The organism is Amphritea opalescens, from assembly GCF_003957515.1.
In the GTDB taxonomy this organism is placed as follows: domain Bacteria; phylum Pseudomonadota; class Gammaproteobacteria; order Pseudomonadales; family Balneatricaceae; genus Amphritea; species Amphritea opalescens.
This window is the reverse complement of record NZ_RQXW01000001.1, coordinates 41,069-65,185: the sequence shown is the minus strand read 5'-3', so window position 1 is coordinate 65,185 and position 24,117 is coordinate 41,069. Positions and strand designations below refer to the sequence as shown.

Below are 24,117 nucleotides of genomic sequence, written 5' to 3'. Positions count from 1 at the left end.
GATTACATCTCCTGCCTTAAGTTTTCAGGATCATAGAAAGGCAATGTCACCACATCGGCTATAATCTCTACACCGTCTACACGAATGCTAATCTTCGAGCCGGGTTCACTATCGGTAATATCCGCATACGCCAAACCGATAATCGCCTGTCGCGCAGACGAGTATTCACAGGAGGTGACGTTGCCGGCAATGCGATCCCCTTTTAATACCAGATGTCCCTCTTCAGGCTTGGTACTACCCGTCGGTAAGGTAAAGCCCACCAGCTTACGGGTTTGTGGTTGCGCCATCACAATATCCACTGAACGACAACCGATGAAGAAGGGCTTTTTACGATTCACCGCCCAGGTCATATCCAGCTCACCGGGATGACTCATCCCATCAGTGTCCTGACTGACAATCACATGGCCTTTTTCCAGTCGTAACAGGCGCTGTGTTTCAACGCCGAACGGCTTAATATCAAACGCCTTGCCGGCCGCCATTAACGCATCCCAAAGGGCTTCACCATAGCGAGCAGGCACATGTATCTCATAACCCAGTTCACCCACAAAACCCACCCGTAATAAGCGTGCCGGAATATCGGCCACCTTACCTTCCCGATAAGCAAGATAGGGAAAGCCTTCAGGGCTCAGATCAACATCACTCACCAACTGTTCAAGCACTTTACGGGAATCGGGGCCCGCTAAGTTCACCGCTGCAAAGGCGGAGGTTACATGTAAGATATCAACATCTAAACGCCACTGCGCATTCCACTTAGTCATCTCACGATAGACACGATCGACACCACTGGTCGTCGCAGTCACATAGAAGTGATCTTCTGCGATCCGGCAAGCAACACCATCGTCAATCACCACCCCATGCTCGTTCGTCAGCACCGCGTAACGGGTTCGTCCCACCGGCTGTTTAAGGAACACAAAGGTATAGATGCGATTCATAAACTCTGCCGCATCGGGGCCACGTAGTTCGATGCCACCGAGTGTGCTCACGTCGATCAAGCCCACTTTAGCACGAACATGCTCCGCTTCTTCACGAATCCAGCGATCCCGCTGCGCCGCATCACCATAATAGGCTGGACGACGCCAGTTACCGGCGGCAATCATTTTCGCCCCCAGTTCTAGGTGACGATGATGCATCGCCGTATGACGACGAGGATCAAAGATCCGGCCAGCCACATGGGCGAGTTTTTCCGGTGCAAACGGTGGTCGTGCGGTGGTCACACCGGTTTGAGTCACGGTACGATCGGTTGATTTTGCAACTAAACGCGCGGTCGGCAAGGCTGAGTGACGCCCCTGTGAGGGTCCCATCCCAACCGTAGAGAAACGTTTAACCAACTGAACATCGCGATAGCCCAATCGGGTGGCGTTAACAATATCTTTCGCCTGTAGATCTTCATCGTAATCGACAAAATCTTTACCTTTCGGATGGCTAAAGATGGGCCAGCTAAAGTTCGGTTTCGCCTGACAGCTCACCGGCTGTTCAGCCTCATCACTGAGTTCCAGATTACGGAGTGCCCGAAGCGCCGCATTGGCACCATCCGTCACAACCGCATCCAGTGTATGCAGACCATTCACGGAACCGGCGATATGAACCCCTTGAGGTATCCCAGACAGCTGAAACTCAGCCAACTCATCTTTATAGCTTAGCTGCGCGCCTGCCTGACAGAGCAGTTGATAAGCTGGCATATAACCGGCCGACATACAGAGTAGATCGCAGTCGAGCGTACTACCCGCCGCACTCACCTCGCCTTCAGCAACGATGGTGCGAATATCAACGCCACAAATATGCTTATTACCTTTACTCGGGATCGCTTCATAGACAGTGCTGTTCTGTATGACCTTGATACCCTTCTGTTTCACCATCCCTAGCAGTTCAGGCCAAGGATGTTGTGGGCGCAGATCGACAATGGCGGAGACTTCAACACCATTATCCAGTAGTTCCAACGCGGTCAAATAACCATCATCATTACCGGTCAACACCACCGCTTTACTGCCCGGCTTAACCGCATACAGCTTCATCAAGCGGGTGACTGCACTACAGAGCATAATGCCCGGCAGGTCATTGTTACGGAAAACGACATGCTGCTCATAGGCACCGGAGGCGACGATGCACTCCTTCGCCCGTAACTTATACAACCGCTTACCTTTGATCAGCGGCAGATAATTATCGGTAAACCACGCGTTACAAACGGTATCCGTCATCACCTCAATCTTGGCGTGAGCGGTCACTTTCTCAATCAGTTCATGACGCAGGCTATCGGCCTGAACGCCCTCGATATCGAAACGGTTATAGGTCAGCGCGCCGCCCAACAGGGGCATCTCTTCAACCAACAACACCTGGGCGCCGGCATCGGCCGCTTTTAACGCAGCACTTAACCCTGCAGGCCCCGAACCGATCACAACCACATCGGTGAACAGATATTTTTTATCGTAATATTCCGGTTTAAAATCCAGATCGATCTTGCCTAATCCGGCTTTCTTACGGATATAGCCTTCCCACTTATCCCACACACCCATCGGTTTGAAGAAACTACGGTAGTAGAAGCCCACCGGCATAAAGCGACCAAAGTTACCCAGATAGGCATCTTTATCCCCTTCCAAGGTGCCTTTATAGTTTTGCCCTTCGATCCGCATACCTTCTGCGGCCATCTGTCGGTCAGCCAACACATTGGGCTCACCACCAAGCTGCACTAAGGTATTGGCATCCTGACCGGCCATGGTTAATGGCGCACGAGGACGGTGATATTTAAACGAACGGGACATTAGCCATTGCTGGTTAGACAGTAATGCGCTGGCAATGCTATCGCCTTCAAAGCCGCTATACTGCTGCCCTTCAAAACTGAACGAGAGGGGTTTTTCCCGGTCGATCAGCAGCCCTGCGGGGGCATTAAGGCGCTTCTCGCTGTTCATACGGTTACCTCCTCAGACGCACTCGGCTCTACTTTTGCCTTAAACTCGACCCGGCTGGTATATATCTCAGAGGGGTCATAGGTGCGTAAAATCTCATCACTGCCGGTATGCCGTTCAGCGATAAACCAATAGCCAGAAGGTGCATGTAACCACCATTCAGTTACCACGCCGATCTGGTTATCACTATAAAAAACGTAGTCTGCCCACTCTTTATCAGTACAGTTATTCGGGTCTGGCATCTGCCGAACCTCGCCACCGTGGACAAACTCACTACTATTTCGGGGTCCATTCAGAGGACAATTAATAATCTTCATTGCAGATTCCTCAGTGACTGGCCGCCGTAGCGCCCATCTCATTAACCTGGCGGAAGGTATCGAAACGCGCCATAGAGAACGGTTTGATGAGTTCCGGCACCTTACCGGTTGCCACGAGTTCAGCCATCGTCTTGCCGCAGATCGGTGTCGCCTTGAAACCCCAAGTGCCCCAGCCAGCATCAAGGTAGTAATTTTCGACGGGGCTAAGACCCATAACAGGACTGTAATCGGTCGTCATATCGGTTAACCCTGCCCACTGGCGCATCAAGCGCATATTCGCCATAAAGGGAAACAGCTCTACCGCATGGGCTAACAGACTCTCTTTTAACTCCATCGTCGAACGGGTGTTATACAAGGGGTAAGGATCCGAGCCGCCACCGAACACCAGTTCGCCACGACCCGTCTGCTGTACATAACAGTGCAGTGCCGGTGAGCTAACCAATGGATTAAGAAACGGCTTAACCGGTTGCGTGACCATCGCCTGTAGCGGATAAGTCGTGATAGGCATACGAATGCCCGCCATCGCTCCGACGATAGAACTATGACCAGCTACCGCCTGTACCACACAACCACAACTGACCTTGCCACGGTTAGTTTGTACACCGGTGACTTTGCCTTTATCGACATCAACGCCGGTCACTTCAGTCAACTGATGCAGTTCAACGCCGCGCTGAGTCGCGCCTTTCGCATAGCCCCAGGCGACTGCATCATGGCGTGCAGTTGCGCCATCGATATGCCACAGACCCGCCAAGACAGGCTGATCCGCGGGATTCATATTAAGACTCGGTACTAATTCACGAATCTGTTGCGGGTCGATCAGTTCAGTTTTGCCACCGAAATGCTTATTCACTTCAGTACGCTGACGGAAGCCACGAATCGCGGCATCCGTGTGTGCCAAGGTCAACTGACCACGGCTGGAATACATAATATTGAAATCAAATTCGTTGGATAAACCCTGAAACAGTTTTACCGATTCGCTGTAAAACTTAACCCCTTCAGAGGTGAGATAGTTAGAGCGGATAACCGCGGTGTTCCGCGCGGTGTTACCCCCGCCGAGATAACCTTTTTCCAGCACCGCGACATTGGTAATACCGTGGTATTTCGCCAGATAATACGCGGTCGCTACACCGTGACCACCACCACCGATAATCACTACATCGTAGTGAGGCTTCAGCGCCGAAGGCGATGGCAGATCCGCATTTTGTTCAAACGGGTAGTCTTTATTTAGACCGTATTTCAGTAATGAGAAAGGCATTAACCTCTCCTCCATTCAATGTCACATGTTCTGTATTACCCTAAGACGAGTCCTAGGGATTAGACAGACATCTGTTGGCGCGCAGCCGTCAGGGTATTCTTCATCAGGCAGGCTATTGTCATCGGCCCAACACCACCCGGTACTGGAGAGATGGCTCCGGCCACATCGACCGCTTCGCTAAAGTCGACATCGCCAACGAGTCGCCGTTTACCCTCTTTCTCAACCGCATTGATACCCACATCGATCACGGTTGCACCCGGCTTAACCCAGCTACCCTTGATCATCTCAGGCCGGCCAACCGCCGCCACTAAGATATCCGCCTCACGACAGATCGCTTCAATATCTTGCGTACGAGAATGGACAATGGTCACCGTACAGTTTGCCTGTAACAGCAATGCCGCCATCGGCTTACCCACGATATTAGAGCGGCCAACGACCACCGCATGCTTACCGGATAGATCACCCAATGTTTGCTCAAGCATGATCATGCAGCCCATCGGTGTGCAGGGAATAAGATCGGCACCACCGGAAGCCAGCGCGCCAACATTGAGCGGATGGAAACCATCAACATCTTTGTGAGGAGCGATTAAACGGATGATATCCGGCTCACTCAGTTGTGCCGGTAATGGCAGTTGCACGAGGATGCCATGCACAGAGGGGTCGTTATTCAGTTGTTCAACTAGCGCGTTCAGATCGGCCTGAGTGGTATCCGCTGACAAACGGTGCTCGGTGGAGTTAAAACCCGCCGCCGTTGCCTGTTTCACTTTATTGCGCACATATACCTGACTGGCAGGGTCTTCCCCCACCAGTACTACTGCCAGACCGGGTGTTACACCCGATGTGGCAATAAATTCACGGGTATCGAGTGCCAACTGTTCAACCACTGCGGCTGAAATTTTCTTGCCATCGATTAAACGGTTCATGATCAATACCTATTTGAATACAACAGTTCGGTTACCATCTTGGAAAACACGATGCTCGGTGTGCAGCTTAACTGCCCGAGCCAGTGCCACAGTTTCAGTATCACGACCCATGGCCACCAGCGCATCCGCTTTAAAGGTATGATCAACCGGCTGTACGGACTGCTCGATGATAGGACCTTCATCTAGATCTGAAGTAACGTAGTGGGCGGTTGCACCGATCAGTTTAACCCCACGAGCATGGGCCTGATGGTAAGGTTTTGCGCCTTTAAAGCCTGGCAGGAATGAGTGGTGAATATTGATCGCACGACCACTCAGTTGCTTACACAGTCCATCACTGAGAATCTGCATGTAACGTGCTAGCACGATCAACTCAGAGCCGGTCTCTTCGACGATATCCATCAGCGCCGCTTCCTGCTCTAACTTGTTATCTTTAGTGACTGGCAAGTGGACAAAGCGGATACCTTCCCGTTCAGCCATCGACCGTAAATCTTTATGGTTAGACACGATCGCCGTGACTTCCATATTGATTTCACCCTTATGTAACCGATACAACAGATCATCAAGACAGTGATCAAACTTGCTCACCATGATCAGGGTTTTCATCGGCGCCTTAACGGAAACCATCTCCCAAGTCATGCCGAAGCTCTCAGCGACTTCAGGAAACTCCTGTTGCAAATCACTGATCAAATAGCCGCCGCTTTCAACATGGAAGCGGGCTCGCATAAAGAAGTTGCCGCTGCCTTCATCATCAAACTGTGCCAGTTCGCTGATATAACAGCCACGTTCCGCCAGAAAGGTGGTAACTTTAGCCACAATGCCGCTTCCCGCGACACAACTGGCTCTTAATACAATCTCATTATCTGCTTCGTGTTTACTCATGATGGCGACTCCATAGTCTCCGTTTTATTTTATTCAGATTAATGGATAACCATCACGGGATACGCTCGTAACCCGTGAGGCCTCCATTATTATTTAGTGAGTTATCTCTTGCTTAGAACCCCTTACCAGGAATCCAGCTAGTACCGGCTAACGGAACGTTGGCCATCGCTGCTGATTCAACGGTCAAGGCCACCAAATCTTCAGGTTCTAGGTTGCGCAGGTCGTTCTTACCACAGGCGCGGGCCAGGGTCTGAGCTTCAAGGGTTAGCACGTTAAGGTAGTTAGCCAAATGACGACCGGCAGCCACTGGGTCTAAACGCTTCATCAACTCAGGATCTTGAGTAGAGATACCGGCAGGGTCTTTGCCTTCATGATAGTCATCATAAAAGCCAGCCGCAGAACCGATCTTTTTAAACTCTTCTTCATACTTAGGATGGTTACAACCCAACGCGACCAGTGCCGCTGTACCGATCGCTACCGCATCAGCACCGAGTGCCATACACTTAGCCACATCGGCACCGTTGCGAATACCACCGGACACGATCAGCTGAACCTTGCGGTGCATACCCATCTCTTGCAGTGCGCGAACCGCTTGAGGAATCGCCGCCAGTGTTGGAATACCAACATGCTCGATAAATACTTCTTGAGTAGCTGCCGTACCGCCTTGCATACCATCGACCACGATCACATCCGCGCCCGCTTTAACCGCTAACTTAACGTCATAGTAAGTACGGGTAGCACCCACTTTGATATAGATAGGCACCTGCCAATCGGTAATTTCACGCAGTTCCTGAATCTTAATCGCCAAATCGTCAGGACCGGTCCAATCGGGGTGACGACAAGCTGAACGCTGATCCACGCCCATTGGCAAGGTCCGCATTTTCGCTACGCGATCGGTAATTTTCTGACCTAACAACATACCGCCGCCGCCAGGTTTAGCGCCCTGACCGAGTACCACTTCAATCGCATCCGCTTTACGCAGATCATCAGGGTTCATACCGTAACGGGATGGCAGATACTGATAGACCAGTTTGGTCGATTGGCCACGCTCTTCCGGGGTCATACCGCCGTCACCGGTCGTTGTAGAAGTACCCATCAAGGATGCACCACGGCCAAGCGCTTCTTTGGCATTGGCCGACAACGCACCAAAACTCATACCGGCAATCGTCACCGGAATATCCAAGACGATCGGTTTTTTGGCGTAACGCGTACCCAGTGTTACCGAGGTATTACATTTTTCACGGTAACCCTCCAATGGGTAACGGGACATACTGGCGCCCAAAAACAGCAGATCATCAAAATGAGGCAGCTTACGCTTCGCACCAAAACCACGGATGTCATAGATACCGGTTTCAGCAGCACGGCGGATTTCGGTCATCGTATTGCGGTCAAACGTTGCAGACTCGCGCAGACCTGGTTTTACATTAATATCGTCACTCATCGTTTTATCCTCGAAATCGGCCTTAGTAAGCAGCGGTGTTATCTACTTTAAAGTTGTAAAGCTGGCGGGCAGTGCCATAGCGTTTAAATGCAGTGACATCTTCATCAACGCCAGCACGATTCAGCAGCTCTGATAGCTCTTCTATATGTTCGTCACGCATCTCTTTGGCGATGCAGTCAGCCCCTAGAGATTTCACTTCGCCTTTCACATAGATATGGGTTTCATACAGGGAATCACCTAAGGCATCACCCGCATCACCGCAGACCACCAATGAACCCGCCTGCCCCATGAAACAACTCATGTGGCCAACGCTACCCTTAACCACAATATCCACGCCTTTCATCGAGATACCGCAACGCGCGCCCGCATCACCTTCGATCACTAGCAAACCACCATGAGCGGTCGCACCTGCGGCTTGAGAGGCATTGCCCTTAACCCGGACAGAACCTGACATCATGTTTTCCGCTACACCCTGACCGGCATTGCCGTGAATAGTGATGTGGGCTTTTTTATTCATACCGGCACAGAAATAACCGGTAGGGCCTTTAATATCGACCGAGATATTCTGATCGAGGCCGCAAGCGATGTTGTGCTGGCCTTTAGGCTCTAATACTTCCCATTCCCGCTCGGTGCATTCAATCGCCTGATCATGCAGCGCCTGGTTCAGGTCGCGAACGGTGCTTTCAGCTAAATTAATTGTTTTCATCATTTCACTCCTGTTTCGCTGCTGCGTTCCCAGACATAGATAGTGGCGGCTTCTGGTTCCCAAATTTTGGCGTTTTCAATACCCGGCAAAGTGGTTAATGCTTGGTATTCAGAGGCCATCGCCACATAGTCATCGGTTTCTGCCATCACTGCCGGTTTGCAAGCAATAGGATCACGCATCACGGCAAAACCATCCCGAGTACCGACGGTAAAGGTGAAAAAGCCATCCAGATCTTTCAAGGAGTTGGTCAGTGCTTCATTAAGTGTGTCGCCCTGCTTTAGACGCCAAGTCAGATAGCCTGCCGCCACTTCCGAATCATTCTCGGTTTCAAACACAATCCCTTCGCGTTGCAGTTCTTGACGCAGACGGTTGTGGTTAGACAGTGAACCGTTATGTACCAAGCAAAGGTCCATACCGGTTGAGAACGGGTGGCTACCTTCCATGGTGACGGCAGACTCAGTCGCCATGCGGGTATGACCGATGATGTGGCTGCCCTTCATCCCTTTCAGGTTGAAGGTTTTAGCGATATTTACAGGCAACCCAACTTCTTTCAGAATTTCGATCGATTGACCGGCACTCAAGATCAGGACATCCGGCGCATTTTCAGTAATAAAGGCTTCGGCGATACCATCGCTCGTCGCAATTTTAAAGATCGCCACTTTGCTGTTATTGAACCACTCAACGCCGACATTCAACTCATGTTTCAGCTTGCCCGCCAAACCAGCCCAATCATAATCTTCATTCGCATGACGCAGGGTTAGTTTGATGCTGCCCTCAGGCACTTCATCACCGTAGATTGCAAAACCGGCACTGTCAGGGCCGCGATCGGTCATCGCAATCAACATAGGTTCGAACAACTCACCCAGTTGATTTTCTAAAGCCTTGTTTTTCAAATAAAGGCCAACAATTCCACACATAGTTATGTCCTCTTAAATCGACAATGTAAGCTTTCTAGGCTTAGAAGAATTCTGCGTAACGGTTAACTTCCCAATCGGACACATGCCGACTGTAATCAATCCATTCTTCGCGTTTTGTTTTAATAAATTCGGCGACCACTTCGTTGCCTATCCGCTCGGCTAGTACCGTATCGGCCTCAAGCTCATTGATCGCTTCATTCAGGCTTTGAGGTAAAATATCGATACCTTTATCGAAACGTTCCTGCTCGGTCATGGCATACAGGTTGATGTTCTCAGGCGTACCTGGATCCAGTTCACGCTCAATACCATCTAAACCTGCGGCGATAATGGCAGCATGTACCAGATAAGGGTTACAGCCGGAATCCGGTAGACGGAACTCAAGACGACCATAAGGCACACGAATCATGGCAGTCCGGTTATTGTCACCGTAGGCGATGAACGCTGGCGCCCAAGTCGCACCGGATGCAGAACCGCCAACCACCAATCGTTTATAGGAGTTCACGGTAGGTGCAGCGAAGGCACATAGCGCTTTAGCGTGATGCAGCAAACCGGCGGTGAAGTGATACGCCATTTTAGATAAGCCCATGCCATTCACATCGCTATCATCACCAAACAGGTTACGACCCTCTTCATCGGTAATCGACAGGTGGAAGTGCATGCCGTTGCCGGTGCGATCTGAGGCAGGTTTTGGCATAAAGGAGCAGACCATCCCCATATCATTAGCAATTTCACCGGCCGCCATACGGACAAAGGTGAATCGGTCAGCGGACTGTAGCGCATCACCGTAGGTGTAGTTGATTTCGAACTGACCGTTAGCATCTTCATGGTCGATCTGGTACACATCAAAATCAACGGCTTGCAGTGACTCAACCAATGTTTCCAAAAATGCCCGTGAGCGAGATAGACCTTTATAGTCATAGCAAGGCTTATCCAACACATCGGTTTTATCAACGGTCACCAAACCACCGTTACTGTCTCGTTCGAACAGGTAAAATTCAGGCTCAAGCCCAGTATTCAACGTCCAGCCTTTATCATCTAACAGCTTCAACTGACGCTTTAGCACCACCCGACTATCATAAGGATGCGGCTCACCATTCACATAACCTTCACAAACGATGCGGGCATAACCTGGCTGCCAAGGTACTGTAGACAAGGTGCTAAGATCACCCCGTGCCATAAAGTCAGGACCATGAGGCTCCATGCCCATGCCGCTAACCGCGAAACCCGCAAAGCCAGCGCCCTTCTCAACCACATCCATCAAGCAGTTAGCCGGCACAGATTTTGTCTTTGCCACCCCATGGATATCAACAAACTGAGCCAACACATATTTAATGTCGTTATCCGCAATAAACTTCTCTGAATCCTGTGGCATGGTAGCCCTCCGTTTGATACTGAGTTCTGCCCCGAGAGAGAGCAGATCCATAATTTTTCTTAACAGTAATTATTTATGATTATTAAGAAAGCAACGCCTGTGCCAGAAAAGTTCTTTTTAGGAATATTATTTTCCTCATAGGATAACTCATTGATTTTAAAGCATCTAGTAAAAAAAGTATCTTTGTGGGAATATATGCCTTATCAAAATTCGCTACAGGACGCATGAACAGGCGCACAACGCTGGTTCACGACGCCCCAAACAAGGGCAAATAAATGGCAGATAATAAAGGACAAAAATTCGAGCTCGATCACTACATCGGTATGAAGGTTAAAAAAGCTCGCCTTGATGAGGGACTGAAAATTACCGATGTGGCACGGATATCCGGTATCAGCCAAGGCATGGTCAGTAAGATTGAAAACGCCCAGGTATCCACCAGCCTAGAAACACTGAGCCGCCTTTGTTCTACGCTAGGATTACCGATCTCAAAGTTATTTAATGACTTCGACCGACCTGAAGGGGGAGCGCAGTTCACCAAAGCGGATACGGGTTTAGAAGTAGTACGCAGAGGCACTGAGAAGGGTCACACTTACCAGCTGCTAACCTATCAACGTGGCGGCAAAAAAACCTTTGAGCCCTTTTTGGTCACCATGGATGATCTATCGGAGGTCTTCCCTACTTTCTCTCACCCCGGCGAAGAGTTTCTTCACCTGCTGAGTGGCAAGATCCTGTATCGCCACGGTAATCATCTCTACAACATGGAGCCCGGCGATAGCCTGACCTTTGATGCCGAAATCCCTCACGGGCCGGAAACCCTGTTAGAAGTGCCGATTAAGCTACTATCTATTATTCACTATGAAGATAAGACGTAAGAAGCACTGCTAGATCATTGAAATAAAGATAGGAAAGCATCATTGATGCTGAGACGTTGGCTAAAACGATAAACGCCATCGACCGAGCATCGATGGCGTTTTGCTAAGAGGGTTTTGCTAAGAGGGTTTTGCTAAGAGGTTAAGCAGATACACTTGGGGTTCAATCAGTACGTTTGATTAGCCTATTGTCGACCGCTATCGGTTGACTCAATCGCGTTATCGCCAATCAAATCACCTAATTCATTCGCGGCATCACGTAACAACGCTTCGTACTGGAGTAGTTCATCTAAACTCTTACGCAAAATCGGCGCATGGGTAAATAAACAGGCGAATAACCGCCCCTTCTTATCCTTGATCGGTACGGCGAGCGCCACCATACCATCGATAAACTCTTCATTATCGATACCCCGTTCAAGCTTAGCCGTGTCTGCTAATTCGGCTTCCAGTTGCAAAGGATCAATCTGAGTATTACGCGCACGCTTTTCTAACGGCAGCTTTTTCAGAATACGCTGTCGCCTATCCTTCGCCAATGAACTTAGGTAGAGCTTGCCACTCGCGGTGCACCAGATAGGCGTCCGGCTACCGATCGGCAGGTTTATCTGCAGCGGCCAATCGCTTTGAATGCGATCATAATAGATCATATCGATACCATCCGGGATGGAGATACCGCAGGTTTCGCCGATCTGATCAGCCAAGTCTTTAAGAATCGCCTTACGGGGCGCCTTGAGTCGACTGGAATAAAGAACAGACAGGGCAATCACGATCATTCATCGCCAAATAAACAGAAAAGCCACCTGCCTTTAAAAAGGCAGATGGCTTTTACTTCTCGAGAGAGTTCAGCGTTATTGAAATAACACCTCGAGGCTATTATTTACCGGAGGTAAATTCAGGATAGGCCTCCATACCACACTCATACACATCCATACCTTCCATCTCTTCCTCTTCACTAGCACGTAGACCAATCGTCGCTTTAATGATCAACAAAACGATGAACGAAGCGATAAACATCCAAGCAAACGTCACCACCGTACCGATCAGCTGCCCCATAAAGGTTGCATCCGGATTAGAGATGAGTACGGCAAAGATACCCCAGATGCCCGCCGCGCCGTGGACAGAAATAGCACCAACAGGGTCATCCAATTTCAATTTATCTAACGCCAAGACAGAGGCAACCACCACTAAACCACCCACTGCGCCGATAAGCGAAGCAGTACCAGCATCGGGTGCTAAAGGCTCTGCCGTGATAGCAACCAGACCCGCCAAGGCACCATTGATCGTCATGGTTAAATCCGTTTTACCAAACAGTGCACGGGCAAATAGCGCCGCAACCACCATACCTGCCGCCGCCGCAGCGTTAGTATTAACAAAGATCTTCGCCACTGCGTTAGCTTCTTCAACATTGGCGATTTTCAGTTCAGAACCACCATTGAAACCGAACCAACCCATCCACAGGATAAACATACCCAAGGTAGCCATCGGTAGGTTAGCACCAGGAATCGCACGCACCTGACCGTTAGGGCCATATTTACCCTTACGCGGACCGACCAAAATCACGGCAGCGAGTGCTGCGGCAGCACCGGCCATATGAACAACAACCGATCCAGCAAAGTCTTGGAAACCCAGTTCATCAAGGAAACCACCGCCCCACTTCCAGTAACCTTCAACGGGATAGATAACAGAAACCATCACCACCGCAAAGATCAGAAATGGCCAGAGACGCATCCGCTCGGCAACCGCACCCGAGACAATCGACATGGTCGCCGCAGCAAATACCGCTTGGAAGATAAAGTCAGCCATGTTGGAGTAATAAGGCGCATCATCGCCACCGGCGACCACTGACTCAGTGGTATTATCACCTCCTAGTAGAAAATCTAAGCCTGGAATCACTGAGTTTACCGGGTTGGCAGGATACATAACGTTGTAACCGACAACCAGATAAGCAACACAGGCGATGCCATATAGCAGTGCATTTTTATTTAATATTTCAACGGTATTCTTGCTACGCACAAGCCCCGCTTCGAGCATGGCAAAGCCTGCTGCCATCCACATCACCAACACGGTACACATTAAAAAATAAAATGTATCGAGTGCGTATGAAAGTTCAATCGGTAGATTACTCATCTGTTTCTCCTACAATGCAAAAGCACCGGACTCTCCGGTACGAATTCTAAAAACCTGTTCAAGCTCTGATATAAATAACTTCCCGTCGCCATAGCGTCCGGTTTTGGCGATCACAGAAACCGCCTCAATGGCCTGTTCTAACAGCGCATCATCAATCGCAACTTCTAGTTTTACCTTCGAGGCAAAATCGATGTGAGATTCCATGCCTCGATAAAGCTCGGTGTGTCTCTGTTGACGTCCATATCCTTTCACTTCAGTCACGGTCAGCCCGTTTACGCCAATAGACTGTAGCGCCTGCCTCACCTCTTCCAGAATATGCGGCCTGATCATGGCTGCTATTAATTTCATCCGACCTCCGAATTTTTATATACAGAATAAAATATTCTTATTGGGAATATGTAATATTCGTGCCAATATATTTTTTCCGTTTAAATTCAGATAGTTAATATAAAAAATAGCTTTAAACGTCGAGTAGCACGCACCCTAATAGAGCATTGCACCGATTTGAATCATATCGTCGTGCACCCTTAGGCAATCGCGGCGAAATAGCGTAAAAAAACCAGTGACACCGGAGGAGATGACACTGGTTTGGGGGGAAATGAAAAGATTAACTTATGCAGAGTGATCAGAGGGCAGCAGAAAGTTCTTATGGTTGTTAACACCGGTAGCTGAGACCGACTGATCCTTGAGAGCGACGCCGGAACAGCCAAGCCGCATCGATTCATCAATCAACCAGAGCAGCTTGTCACTCGCCGCGGCAATACTCATGCCCGCCGGACGCACGTTGGAGATACAGTTACGACGGGCATCGGTCAAGCCCACTTCCGGTTGATAGGTATAATAGATACCGAGGCTGTCTGGCGAACTCAGGCCAGGACGTTCTCCCACTAGCAGAATCAATAACTGCGCTCCTAACTGTTCGCCAACCTCATCGCCCACGGCGACGCGCCCTTGGGTGACGATCGAGACCGGCCCAATACTCAACCCACGAGTTTCAAGCCGATTTAACACCGCTGTCGCCATGGCTGCCGCATGGCTTTGCACCGCCATGGATGACAGGCCGTCGGCAATCACCAAAGAGACCTGCACGGGTTCCGGATGCTGCTGTCGATACGCCTGAAGGGTAGCAAGCGCCAGCTCATTTAAACGCCGTCCGAGATCAGGCCGTTGCAGATATTCACTACGATCGTTGGCCCGACTTTGCAGCACCAGCGACCGATAACCCTCCGCTTGTAGCGCGGTCATCAACGGTTCGGTTTGCAACGCAATATGCACCGCATCCCGCGCACTGGCATGATCCATCTGAAACGCCAACAAGGCTTCGGTTGGTAAGCTGACACCGGTACGTCCTTGTGCAATACGCGCATCGGTATAACGACGTAATGATGCCCAGCGGTTTTCAATCACCGTATCCGAATCTGCTTTCTTTATCTCATTCATAGCTGCACTCTTTCAGGACATTCGAGGATAGCCGTTCTGTATTAACCCTTTTGCATCGATTGCTGGACCGAGCTGCACTGCGCTATAACCCATCAAGCAAGCCACTAAACTGATCCGGCATCCGGTTAGATAATTTACCTGATGGCTGAGTGATACCCACTTGCTGCAACCAACGTTCAAACTCCGGTGCTGGATGCAACCCCAGCACTTCGCGAATATACAGGGCGTCATGAAAAGAGGTGGTTTGATAGTTGAGCATAATGTCATCCCCCCCCGGTATCCCCATAATAAAATTAATACCCGCCACCGCCATCTGCGTCAGCAGCATATCCATATCATCTTGATCCGCTTCGGCATGGTTGGTGTAGCAGATATCGCAGCCCATCGGCAGCCCCAGCAGCTTGCCACAAAAATGGTCCTCCAAGCCGGCACGAATAATCTGCTTACCATCATAGAGATATTCTGGACCGATAAAGCCCACCACCGTATTCACTAACAAAGGATCAAAGTGTCGTGCCACGGCGTAGGCGCGTACCTCACAGGTTTGCTGATCCACACCATGATGGGCATTGGCCGATAAGGCACTGCCCTGACCAGTTTCAAAATACATCACATTATTGCCGACGCTGCCTCGATTGAGTTCACGCGCCGCCTGATTGGCTTCACCGAGCATCGCTAGGTTAATACCAAAACTTTCATTAGCCGCCTGAGTGCCAGCAATTGACTGAAAAACTAAATCGATCGGTACGCCCCGATTAATCGCTTCAATTTGATTGGTCACGTGGGTTAACACACAGGATTGTGTCGGGATCTCATAGTGTTGAATAATATCATCCAACATTTTCAATAAGTCGGTCACCGCCGCATAGTTATCCGTGGCCGGATTAATACCGATCACCGCATCACCACTGCCATACATCAAGCCATCAAGAATACTGGCCGCCACCCCCGCTGGATCATCGATCGGATGATTCGGCTGTAAACGGGTCGATAGCACCCCCTTACCACCGAGAGAATTACGAAAAGCGGTTTCGTTGCGACACTTCGACGCGACCAGAATCAGATCCTGTACCCGCATCAGTTTAGATACCGCTGCGACCATCTCCGGCGTTAATCCCGGCGATAAACGTTTCAAACTATCACTGGTCGCCTTATCTGATAATAACCAGTTACGAAAATCGCCCACCGTTAAATGGGATATCGGCGCAAAAGCAACTACATCATGACTATCGACGATCAGTCGGCTGACCTCGTCGATGTCCGGTGAAATCACCTGCTCATTAAAAAATACCTTCAGGGGCAGATTCGCTAGTGCTATCTGTGCGGCTACCCGCTCCCGTGCCGAACCGGCCGCTAATCCCGCTAAGCAATCACCGGAACGTAACGGTGTCGCTTTCGCCAACAGTGTTTTTAAGTCTTCAAACTGCCAGCGCTGCTGGCCTGCTGTCGCGGAATAACCGGTCATTAAAATGCACACTCCACAAAGGTCTTTTTAAATAAACAGTTAATAAACAACGTTAGAAACATAAATTCCGGAGTAGCGAATGCTACTCCGGAACAGGTTACACCCTATCGTTAAACAATAGGGTTAATCACTACTTATAATCGATATAGGTGTGATTTTCATGCAGCACACTGGCCAACACCGCACCCGCCGTAGCAAGTACTGCCAAGCCGAGAATAACCATAATAGCGGTTGGGCTATCGGCAAAGGTAAAGTACGCTTCTGCGCCTTCCCAAGTAGTAATAGGACTTGAGTTCATCGTCGTTCTCCTTAAGCAGTTGCTGTGGCAGTGACTTTAGTTGCCGGCATTTCAGATGAATATGCAGGCACTGATTCTGGATAAGCTTCCAGAGGTACTTCAACAATATCAAGACCCATCTCTTCCGCTTTAGGTGGTACACGAAGGAAGTTAACTTTCGCCATCACCCAAGATAGACCGTAGCCTGGTACGAAACCGAGCAGAGCCATAACACCCGCACTCATGAGCTGACCGGTGAAGGACACATCAGGAGCACCTTCGATCACATTCGGGAAACCGCTGGCGAAGATACCCAGACCAATCAAACCGATCAGACCACCCATACCATGAACAGCGAATGCGCCAACCGCATCATCAACCTTAAATTTATTGGTGATGAACTTATCGGCTAGTGGTGCAATAACACCGCCGGAGATACCTAACAGGAACGCCAGTGGTGGATAGTAAAGATCCAGACCCGGCGCCGCAGAGATGATACCTGCCAGTGCACCAGACATCATCCAGAAAGGCTGGCGGGTAACAAAGTAAGCACCGATAATACCACCAGATAAGGCCATCAGCGTATTGAAGCTAACCGCTGATAAGGTAACAGGCGTACCAAAGATAGTGGTCCATTGAGCGCTACCGGCATAGATGATGCAGCCGCCGAGGAAACCGAAGAAACCCACAATGATCAGCATCAGACCGATGATGGTCATCGGCATACTATGGCCTTTAATCTCAATCGGCGTACCATCCGCGAGGAAACGGCCGATACGTGGTCCAAGGTTAATCGTGACGCCCAGCGCAAAGAAACCAGCAACCATATGTACGCAACCCGCCGCACCAAAGTCATGGAAGCCCCACTCAACGGTTAACCAACCGCTTGGATGCCAGCCCCAAGCCGCGCCCAGAATCCAAACAACCGATCCCAAGATAATCGCGAGGATCAAGAAAGAACTCATGCGAATCCGCTCAATCACAGCACCGGAGAAGATAGATGCAGTGGTTGCAGCAAAGAGTACGAACGCACCCCAGAAGATACCACTCGCATTATCGGTTAAGTTGGGGCCCATATTCATAGACCAAGGTAGACCGGCTGCACCCGCCTCGTAGTCTGGCGTGAAACCATTGTACATGGCCAGATAGATCCACCAGCCGAAGAAGAAGAAGGTAGGAATAATAAACGCAAATGCCAAAATATTTTTCACACCGGATGCCAGCGCGTTCTTCAGGCGTGAAGCACCCATTTCGTACGCCAAAAAGCCTGCATGAATAATGATCATCAAGCCGGTACACCACCAATAGAATACTTCCATATTGATGGTGCCCGTCATCTCAATCAGAGTTTGTAACTCTGCTAGTGTTGGGGCTGTCTGCTCCATATTGGGAAACCTCTCATCTGTTAAATTTTCTATTGCTCAATCGTTTAGAACTGCGATTTAAACGGTTAGTTTTTATTTATCATTAGTAAACTTTATTTCCCTTCAGGAAATGCATTTTCTATACCACCAATGATATTTATTTCTTAATATCAATCACTTAAGTAATAAATACCGCTGATATCCTTATATTCTCCTAGCTTTAATTGACCTTAAATGATGCGCCGCACCAAAAAGAACCAATCTGAACCATCACTCCTAACAGGCCCGAGGGCTGATCTCGACGGCATCAACCGCAGAGCCCATCTGGCCAACACTAAGAGCTGAAAACTCATCATCGGTCTTATTGAAATACAACCGCATCCCCCTTTTGATTAACACCCATCATCCGCGGATGATGGGCGTCCAACCCTTGTGAATCACCCTCATATATCACGTTATATCGAGCGCTCTAAACGCTAGACCGCGCTGATATAGCGTTGGATTCTATTAACTTCTGACGCGAGTTCTTTCTGGATCGTAAAACGGCAATGTTGTGGTGCGAACCGGAATACGTTTACGTTGACCATCCAACTGACCAACTTCCAGCTCAGTGCCAGGTTCTGCAAATTGAGGCTCGACACGACACAGCGCAATCTGGCTTTTGAGGCTCGGCGAATAGGTAGCACTGGTCACCACGCCTACGGGGAAGCGACCGTTAAAGATTGAATCACCATGGCTGACGGTTTCTTGGCTATCGATCATCAGACCGACCAGTTTTTTCCGACTCAGAGGATTTTGTGCAGCGATGGCCTCTCGGCCGACAAAGTCATCGGTCTTGGTTTTCATCGGCACGGTAAAGCCAATACCCGCTTCATAAGGGTTAGTTTCGGCGCAGAACTCGTGCTCAGCAAAAATAAGCCCGGCTTCGATGCGTAACGTATCCAAGGCATCAAAACCCAACGGCGCGATACCATATGGCTCGCCAGCCTGCCAAATCGTATCCCATAGCTGCTCGCCCTGATCCGGATGACACCAAACCTCAAAGCCAAGCTCACCGGTGTAACCCGTACGAGACACCATGACAGGTATGCCATCTGGGCCACCCACGCGCCCTGTCATGAAGCGGAACCAACCCAGCTCAGACACCGGCGTACAATACTCAGGGTTCCAAATAATCTGCTGCAGTAGGTTACGGCTGTCCGGCCCCTGCACCGCCACGTTATGAATCTGATCCGTAGATTCCCGCACCTGTACTTGCCAGCCATTTTCTGTCGCTAACTGACGCAACCAGATACCGCAATATGAATCACCACAGATCCAACGGAACGCATGCTGCCCCATGCGAAACAAGGTGCCGTCATCGATCATGCCTCCAGTACTGTGGCACACCGCCGAATAGACCACTTCACCGATAGACATCCGCGAGACATTTCGGGTTAGGGCATATTGCAGTAGGGTTTCCGCATCGGGACCGACCACTTCAAACTTTCTCAGTGGCGTTAAATCAATCATGGCCACTCGTTCACGACAGGCTAAATATTCAGCTCGGGCACCATAATTCTGATATGTCGATGCCACCCAGTACCCTCGGTATTCAGTAAACTGCTTTGTCAGGGCTGATGTGCGGCCATGGAAACCGGTTGGCTTAGTCATACGGGGTTGTTCCTCTGGTGTAATTCGGTAGCCCACAGAACGTGGAAACTCACAACTTGCCGGATAGATACGGACATGAATATCGGTTGGGTTCCAACCATTGGCAGGATCAATATCATCGGGACAAGCAGACGATGCACAAATCAAATCTCTGTTAGCCTGCAACAAAACATAATCACCGGCGCGCGACCAAGGCTCTTCAAATGCAATCGTGCCGCAATCGCCAGCGCTGGTATTAAAAAAGAAATTGATCGCCGGCCAACCCGCACGGGCGGCAATACCGTAACGGCTCAAGCAGCGATTGAAGTTGTCGGTGCAGTTGATGTGGCCAAAATAGCCGCTATCTTCGTAAAACTTACTGTTACAGGCAAACAGAAAACTGTCGTGTCGCCCGACCGTATCCTGCACCACCTCAAGCATGGTTTGTTGACGTGTATCGGCCAATTTTGAATGTATGCCAGGCTGAGGCAAGGTGAGTCCGTTCAGTGTTCGTGTGGCCACGGCATCTAATGCAACCTCACTCCCTTGCGCTAAGGCAGCCGCATCAAAAGCAATAAAGTCACTACACTGCTTTCCCTCTACATCAATAATCTGAATCCACTCACCCGCTTTAACCTCATAACTTGTCGCACTCCCACGAGGAACACGAAATTCGCTGCGAGGCGCTGCGAGTGGCGGTGGTAAATCAGTCTCAAGGGTAAAGTGTTCCACCTGCAATGCCGTCACGGGAGTTTGCTCAATGACCTGCATATCTTTGCCGCAACAGAGCACGATCAAGATCAAGGACTCATTGACCTCGAACGCTGGCAAGTTATCGGCGCGGTAACAATAGACCTTTTCTAACGCCTGTTCGCCAACACTCCAGACCTGTAGCAACTCGCTCAAACGTAACGCCGAGACGCTATCCTGCGCGAGTTGCGCTTTGGTATTCAGCGCATCACTCTGCGAATCATTGACTAACGGTGACACCGCAGCGCCACTCTGTGCATCCATAAAAAGCAGTTCGCAGCCCTGCTGAGAATCCGCAGACGTAATACAGACCTTATCGCCAGCATGTAACTCTAGCCGCACGGCATCCTGCCCCTCAACCCGATATAAACGTGGTTGTGGGCTAAGTACCTCATTCACTGCTTGAGCCTGTTGTTGATGAATCGTCATAGTGTTATCCCGTTAAACTTATCGACAAAACCTGTCACTCAATTCACCCTGATACAGATTCGTTTCAGCGCTATATAAGTGCGCTATTTGCTCATTTAGAGCCAATATGGTGCAGATTAAGCACCCTATTAATGCTCACATTTTATTTCTTGCTGGTTAAAAATATTTACTCATAGTGATTTTTGGCACAATTCTCAGGAAGGGGTAAGCCATTGTGAGTATTCATCGATCGATGGCACAGATACTGCTTAGTTAATAACATAACGAGACGTTTCCCTACCCGGCGAACGCGCTGTAAAGGAGGTTCAAATGGCTGTATCCATGCCCCTGTGGCTGCTCAACTTTCCCCGTCTGTTGCGTGAACAACGTCAACAGCAGGTCACGCGAAAAGAGATCACCTATGCACCTGCCCTGAGCCAACTGGTGATTGATCTGGCTTGCAGTGACAATATTAGCCACAGCCTGCAACACAGCCTCGACCACCTGCAACGCTATATCAGCCTGCATCTTGAAGCGGATATCTATCTCATTGGCATGCCAACATCCGATAGACAGGCGTTACTGCACCCAGCCAACATTGCCCCGCCAATGGGACTGGCTGCACAGCTTCGCTATCAGTTAAACGAACATAGCATTCAAGATGCCAACGAATTACGTTATAAGTTACCCGGCAGTGACCTTTCCATACACGCCTTACAGCTCGCGTTAGATGATGCCAAGAATACCGGCTGGGTCGTGCTGTGCTTTAAAGACCACCTGCCGGATAGCACCCCCATAAATCGATTATTAACCCCTGTTGGCGAAGCACTCGGCAGCGGTTTAAATGGTTGGTGCCGACAACAATCCCGCATCAATGAGGCCATTAGCTCAGAAAAAGCGGCCCATGCCGCCGAGCTACATGATTCAATAGCGCAGATTCTTGGCTATATGCGGATCAAAGCCTCCCGCCTCGCCCAGCAGTGTAAAAACACCTCGGAACCTGAACTGGCGAAGATTAGCGAAGACCTATCCCATCAAGCTCAGTGTGCTTATCGACAAACCCGTGAGCTAATTGCTTGTTCTCGACTCTCTATTGAGCAGGGCCATCTCGTCGAGGCGATTAGTCAGGCGATCGGCGAGTTTGAACAACGTTGCGCCATGGTGTTTGAGCTAGACAACCGAGTAGGCACGCAGCTGTTCACCGAAGATGATTCCCAAGCCATTTTTATTATCCGTGAAGCGCTCAACAATATTGTTCGCCATGCACATGCCAGCCACGCACGGGTGCAACTGCTGCGGCAAAATGATGGTTCAGTAAGAATTCGTATCGAAGATAACGGTAAAGGGATCTGTGCCGATCAAGCTCGCCAAGATAGCTTTGGTATGAAAATCATGCAGGAAAGGGCTGAGCGTATACATGCCAACCTATTCATACTGCCTCGGGTACAGGGAGGAACACGGATAGATCTGATTATTCCGGCTGCCAAATAAAAGATACCGTCTAATGATCGATGGTTACTTAGTGTCGCCGATAAACACAATATTTATAAATGAAGCGATTATGAATACCAATAAGATTACAGATGTGGTCATCGTTGATGATCATCCATTATTTCGACGAGGCGTTGTCGAACTGCTCAATGACAGCGGTGAATTCAATGTGGTGGCCGATTTTGATGGTGGTCAGCAACTGCTCGACGCCCTTCCAGAACTCAAGCCTGAACTACTGCTCTTAGATATGCATATGCCTGAACTATCAGGGCTGCAACTGTTACAACAACTCAAACAGCAAGGTGTCGAGCAAAAGATCATCTTCCTCACCGCATCGGATGACAGCAGTGAGCTGTTTGCCGCGATTTCAGCGGGCGCCAATGGTTACCTGTTAAAAGACTCCTCCCCTGAACAGATTATCAACGGCTTAAAGGATGCCATGCTCGGTAATATCGCTATGGATAATACCGGGGTCACCATGTTGGCTCACCACCTGAGAAAGGGTGAACAGCCATCACCCGAATCTGCCTCAGCGCAGTATGCCGAGCTCACTGACCGAGAACTACAAACCTTAGCACTCATCACCCAAGGTATGAGCAACAAACTGATCGCCCGTGAGCTAGGCATTAGTGACGGCACGGTTAAAGTCTATGTGAAAAACCTGCTACGCAAGTTAAACGTCAGTTCTAGGCTCGAACTGGCCGCCTGGGCCCACGCCAATCAACCCCTATCTGAAACCGAGCGTGGATAATGGCGGTACTCAAACTATTTCGCCGCCCGAAAAAAGAGTGCTCAAAAGCGTTACCTGTTCTGACAGAGGTACTCGATAGCCTAAGTGATGCAGTGTTGGTGTTTAATTCACAACTAGAGATCAGTTATGTGAACGCCTGCTGGAAAACCCTCACCGGATACCATCAAAAAGAGGCGATCGAAACCTGCTTTAGTGACTATATTCACCCAGAAGATCGACACAACTGGGTCGCCTTTACCCAACAGGTCAATCGAGAACGCTTGAGTCAGTGCCTCTGGTTTCGCTTAATCCGTAAAGATAGCGAAATCCGTTGGTGTGAAATTCGCTTACAACCGCTACACGCCGATCAACCTTCCCCTTTAACCGCGACCCTTTGTGATATTACCCCGCAGGTACGCAGTGATGAGATTAGAAAAGCCACCCACCGTAGCTTATCCGGGCTGGTCAACCGATTATCCGGCATGCTGTATCGCGGTCGAAACGATACCCGTTGGACCATGGAATATGTCAGCGAAGGCTGCTTAGGGCTAACCGGTTATAGCCGAGATCAACTACTCAACCAAACACAGTTATCCATTGGTGCGCTGATCCATCCCAACGATGCCAGCCGAGTGTGGGAAACGGTACAGCGGGCCCTACAGCAGCAACAGAGTTTTGAACTCTACTATCAGTTACTCCATGCCGATGGCCAATACCGTCAAGTTTATGAAAAAGGCCAAGGCATCTACTCCTCTACCGGCGCGGTGCTAGGTATTGAAGGCGTTATTTTAAATATCAGCCCGACGGAGTAACCCCTCTTACCCCTTTTGACTTATCCACTCTGAGGAATTTATCCC

21 protein-coding genes are annotated in these 24,117 nt (G+C 49.8%); 4 read left to right on the top strand and 17 right to left on the bottom strand.

The annotated features are described in order from the left end of the window. Positions 1-2: 2 nt before the first annotated feature. The 9 genes from EH243_RS18745 to glnT all read right to left on the bottom strand — a co-directional run bounded on the left by EH243_RS18745 (position 3) and on the right by glnT (position 10,710). Positions 3-2,903 (bottom strand): 2Fe-2S iron-sulfur cluster-binding protein, encoded by a 2,901-nt coding sequence (locus EH243_RS18745; RefSeq protein WP_126156635.1) that lies wholly within the window; start codon positions 2,901-2,903, stop codon positions 3-5. Beyond that, positions 2,900-3,217: a sarcosine oxidase subunit delta gene (locus EH243_RS00270; protein WP_126156634.1), complete on the bottom strand. Its 318-nt coding sequence runs from the start codon at positions 3,215-3,217 to the stop codon at positions 2,900-2,902. Before EH243_RS00270 ends, EH243_RS18745 begins: the two co-directional genes overlap by 4 nt. Positions 3,218-3,227: 10 nt before the next feature. Then, positions 3,228-4,472, bottom strand: coding sequence for an FAD-dependent oxidoreductase (locus tag EH243_RS00265; RefSeq protein ID WP_126156633.1), 1,245 nt, complete (start codon positions 4,470-4,472; stop codon positions 3,228-3,230). Between the two features lie 59 nt (positions 4,473-4,531). Then, on the bottom strand, positions 4,532-5,395 hold the full coding sequence (gene folD / locus EH243_RS00260; protein ID WP_126156632.1) for a bifunctional methylenetetrahydrofolate dehydrogenase/methenyltetrahydrofolate cyclohydrolase FolD: 864 nt from the start codon (positions 5,393-5,395) through the stop codon (positions 4,532-4,534). A gap of 9 nt (positions 5,396-5,404) precedes the next feature. Continuing rightward, entirely contained in the window at positions 5,405-6,274 is an 870-nt protein-coding gene (gene purU, locus EH243_RS00255) for a formyltetrahydrofolate deformylase (RefSeq protein WP_126156631.1), read from the bottom strand. A gap of 112 nt (positions 6,275-6,386) precedes the next feature. Continuing rightward, a complete protein-coding gene (locus EH243_RS00250) occupies positions 6,387-7,715 on the bottom strand; it encodes an FMN-binding glutamate synthase family protein (protein WP_126156630.1) in 1,329 nt (442 codons plus the stop codon). A 22-nt stretch (positions 7,716-7,737) separates the two neighbouring features. Next, positions 7,738-8,421, bottom strand: coding sequence for a GltB/FmdC/FwdC-like GXGXG domain-containing protein (locus tag EH243_RS00245; RefSeq protein ID WP_126156629.1), 684 nt, complete (start codon positions 8,419-8,421; stop codon positions 7,738-7,740). Further along, positions 8,421-9,338, bottom strand: a complete 918-nt coding sequence (locus tag EH243_RS00240) for a class II glutamine amidotransferase (protein WP_126156628.1) — start codon at positions 9,336-9,338, stop codon at positions 8,421-8,423. Before EH243_RS00240 ends, EH243_RS00245 begins: the two co-directional genes overlap by 1 nt. A 40-nt stretch (positions 9,339-9,378) precedes the next feature. Then, a complete protein-coding gene (gene glnT, locus EH243_RS00235) occupies positions 9,379-10,710 on the bottom strand; it encodes a type III glutamate--ammonia ligase (RefSeq protein ID WP_126156992.1) in 1,332 nt (443 codons plus the stop codon). Between the two features lie 275 nt (positions 10,711-10,985). Between glnT and EH243_RS00230 the strand changes: the two genes are divergently transcribed. Beyond that, a complete protein-coding gene (locus tag EH243_RS00230; RefSeq protein WP_126156627.1) occupies positions 10,986-11,582 on the top strand; it encodes a helix-turn-helix domain-containing protein in 597 nt (198 codons plus the stop codon). 182 nt (positions 11,583-11,764) lie between these two features. On the opposite strand, the gene EH243_RS00225 is transcribed toward EH243_RS00230, so the two are convergent. From EH243_RS00225 to EH243_RS00195, 8 genes are all read right to left on the bottom strand, one after another. Then, positions 11,765-12,349 (bottom strand): IclR family transcriptional regulator, encoded by a 585-nt coding sequence (locus tag EH243_RS00225; RefSeq protein WP_126156626.1) that lies wholly within the window; start codon positions 12,347-12,349, stop codon positions 11,765-11,767. A gap of 100 nt (positions 12,350-12,449) precedes the next feature. Beyond that, positions 12,450-13,703, bottom strand: a complete 1,254-nt coding sequence (locus EH243_RS00220; RefSeq protein ID WP_126156625.1) for an ammonium transporter — start codon at positions 13,701-13,703, stop codon at positions 12,450-12,452. 9 nt (positions 13,704-13,712) lie between these two features. After that, positions 13,713-14,051, bottom strand: coding sequence for a P-II family nitrogen regulator (locus EH243_RS00215; protein ID WP_126156624.1), 339 nt, complete (start codon positions 14,049-14,051; stop codon positions 13,713-13,715). 264 nt (positions 14,052-14,315) lie between these two features. Beyond that, positions 14,316-15,143 carry an ethanolamine ammonia-lyase subunit EutC gene (gene eutC / locus EH243_RS00210; protein ID WP_126156623.1) on the bottom strand — a complete coding sequence of 276 codons (828 nt, stop codon included), beginning with the start codon at positions 15,141-15,143 and terminating at the stop codon, positions 14,316-14,318. An 82-nt stretch (positions 15,144-15,225) separates the two neighbouring features. Next, the gene (locus EH243_RS00205) at positions 15,226-16,608 is read right to left on the bottom strand and encodes an ethanolamine ammonia-lyase subunit EutB (protein WP_126156622.1); all 1,383 of its coding nucleotides are present in this window, start codon (positions 16,606-16,608) and stop codon (positions 15,226-15,228) included. 130 nt (positions 16,609-16,738) lie between these two features. After that, positions 16,739-16,906 carry a hypothetical protein gene (locus EH243_RS18485; protein ID WP_164549005.1) on the bottom strand — a complete coding sequence of 56 codons (168 nt, stop codon included), beginning with the start codon at positions 16,904-16,906 and terminating at the stop codon, positions 16,739-16,741. A gap of 11 nt (positions 16,907-16,917) precedes the next feature. Further along, positions 16,918-18,270, bottom strand: a complete 1,353-nt coding sequence (locus EH243_RS00200) for an ammonium transporter (RefSeq protein WP_126156621.1) — start codon at positions 18,268-18,270, stop codon at positions 16,918-16,920. A 486-nt stretch (positions 18,271-18,756) separates the two neighbouring features. After that, the gene (locus tag EH243_RS00195; protein ID WP_126156620.1) at positions 18,757-21,060 is read right to left on the bottom strand and encodes a DUF1989 domain-containing protein; all 2,304 of its coding nucleotides are present in this window, start codon (positions 21,058-21,060) and stop codon (positions 18,757-18,759) included. 309 nt (positions 21,061-21,369) lie between these two features. Here EH243_RS00195 and EH243_RS00190 point away from each other — a divergent pair, with 309 nt between their 5' ends. The 3 genes from EH243_RS00190 (at position 21,370) to EH243_RS00180 (ending at position 24,072) form a co-directional block, all read left to right on the top strand. Continuing rightward, positions 21,370-22,530, top strand: coding sequence for a sensor histidine kinase (locus tag EH243_RS00190; protein WP_126156619.1), 1,161 nt, complete (start codon positions 21,370-21,372; stop codon positions 22,528-22,530). Positions 22,531-22,600: 70 nt separating this feature from the next. Further along, entirely contained in the window at positions 22,601-23,281 is a 681-nt protein-coding gene (locus EH243_RS00185; protein ID WP_206441456.1) for a response regulator, read from the top strand. Next, positions 23,281-24,072, top strand: a complete 792-nt coding sequence (locus tag EH243_RS00180) for a PAS domain-containing protein (protein WP_126156618.1) — start codon at positions 23,281-23,283, stop codon at positions 24,070-24,072. The genes EH243_RS00185 and EH243_RS00180 overlap by 1 nt, the downstream gene beginning before the upstream one ends. Positions 24,073-24,117: the final 45 nt, after the last annotated feature.

Bases quoted from the DNA above. Each gene is read 5' to 3' on its own strand.
- glnT (WP_126156992.1), bottom strand. From the start codon at position 10,710: ATGCCACAGGATTCAGAGAAGTTTATTGCGGATAACGACATTAAATAT.
- EH243_RS00200 (WP_126156621.1), bottom strand. From the start codon at position 18,270: ATGGAGCAGACAGCCCCAACACTAGCAGAGTTACAAACTCTGATTGAG.
- EH243_RS00180 (WP_126156618.1), top strand. From the start codon at position 23,281: ATGGCGGTACTCAAACTATTTCGCCGCCCGAAAAAAGAGTGCTCAAAA.
- EH243_RS00205 (WP_126156622.1), bottom strand. From the start codon at position 16,608: ATGACCGGTTATTCCGCGACAGCAGGCCAGCAGCGCTGGCAGTTTGAA.
- EH243_RS00225 (WP_126156626.1), bottom strand. From the start codon at position 12,349: ATGATCGTGATTGCCCTGTCTGTTCTTTATTCCAGTCGACTCAAGGCG.
- EH243_RS00220 (WP_126156625.1), bottom strand. From the start codon at position 13,703: ATGAGTAATCTACCGATTGAACTTTCATACGCACTCGATACATTTTAT.
- EH243_RS00230 (WP_126156627.1), top strand. From the start codon at position 10,986: ATGGCAGATAATAAAGGACAAAAATTCGAGCTCGATCACTACATCGGT.
- EH243_RS00265 (WP_126156633.1), bottom strand. From the start codon at position 4,472: ATGCCTTTCTCATTACTGAAATACGGTCTAAATAAAGACTACCCGTTT.
- EH243_RS18485 (WP_164549005.1), bottom strand. From the start codon at position 16,906: ATGAACTCAAGTCCTATTACTACTTGGGAAGGCGCAGAAGCGTACTTT.
- purU (WP_126156631.1), bottom strand. From the start codon at position 6,274: ATGAGTAAACACGAAGCAGATAATGAGATTGTATTAAGAGCCAGTTGT.
- EH243_RS00250 (WP_126156630.1), bottom strand. From the start codon at position 7,715: ATGAGTGACGATATTAATGTAAAACCAGGTCTGCGCGAGTCTGCAACG.
- folD (WP_126156632.1), bottom strand. From the start codon at position 5,395: ATGAACCGTTTAATCGATGGCAAGAAAATTTCAGCCGCAGTGGTTGAA.
- EH243_RS00270 (WP_126156634.1), bottom strand. From the start codon at position 3,217: ATGAAGATTATTAATTGTCCTCTGAATGGACCCCGAAATAGTAGTGAG.
- EH243_RS00240 (WP_126156628.1), bottom strand. From the start codon at position 9,338: ATGTGTGGAATTGTTGGCCTTTATTTGAAAAACAAGGCTTTAGAAAAT.
- EH243_RS18745 (WP_126156635.1), bottom strand. From the start codon at position 2,903: ATGAACAGCGAGAAGCGCCTTAATGCCCCCGCAGGGCTGCTGATCGAC.
- EH243_RS00185 (WP_206441456.1), top strand. From the start codon at position 22,601: ATGAATACCAATAAGATTACAGATGTGGTCATCGTTGATGATCATCCA.
- EH243_RS00245 (WP_126156629.1), bottom strand. From the start codon at position 8,421: ATGAAAACAATTAATTTAGCTGAAAGCACCGTTCGCGACCTGAACCAG.
- eutC (WP_126156623.1), bottom strand. From the start codon at position 15,143: ATGAATGAGATAAAGAAAGCAGATTCGGATACGGTGATTGAAAACCGC.
- EH243_RS00195 (WP_126156620.1), bottom strand. From the start codon at position 21,060: ATGACGATTCATCAACAACAGGCTCAAGCAGTGAATGAGGTACTTAGC.
- EH243_RS00215 (WP_126156624.1), bottom strand. From the start codon at position 14,051: ATGAAATTAATAGCAGCCATGATCAGGCCGCATATTCTGGAAGAGGTG.
- EH243_RS00190 (WP_126156619.1), top strand. From the start codon at position 21,370: ATGGCTGTATCCATGCCCCTGTGGCTGCTCAACTTTCCCCGTCTGTTG.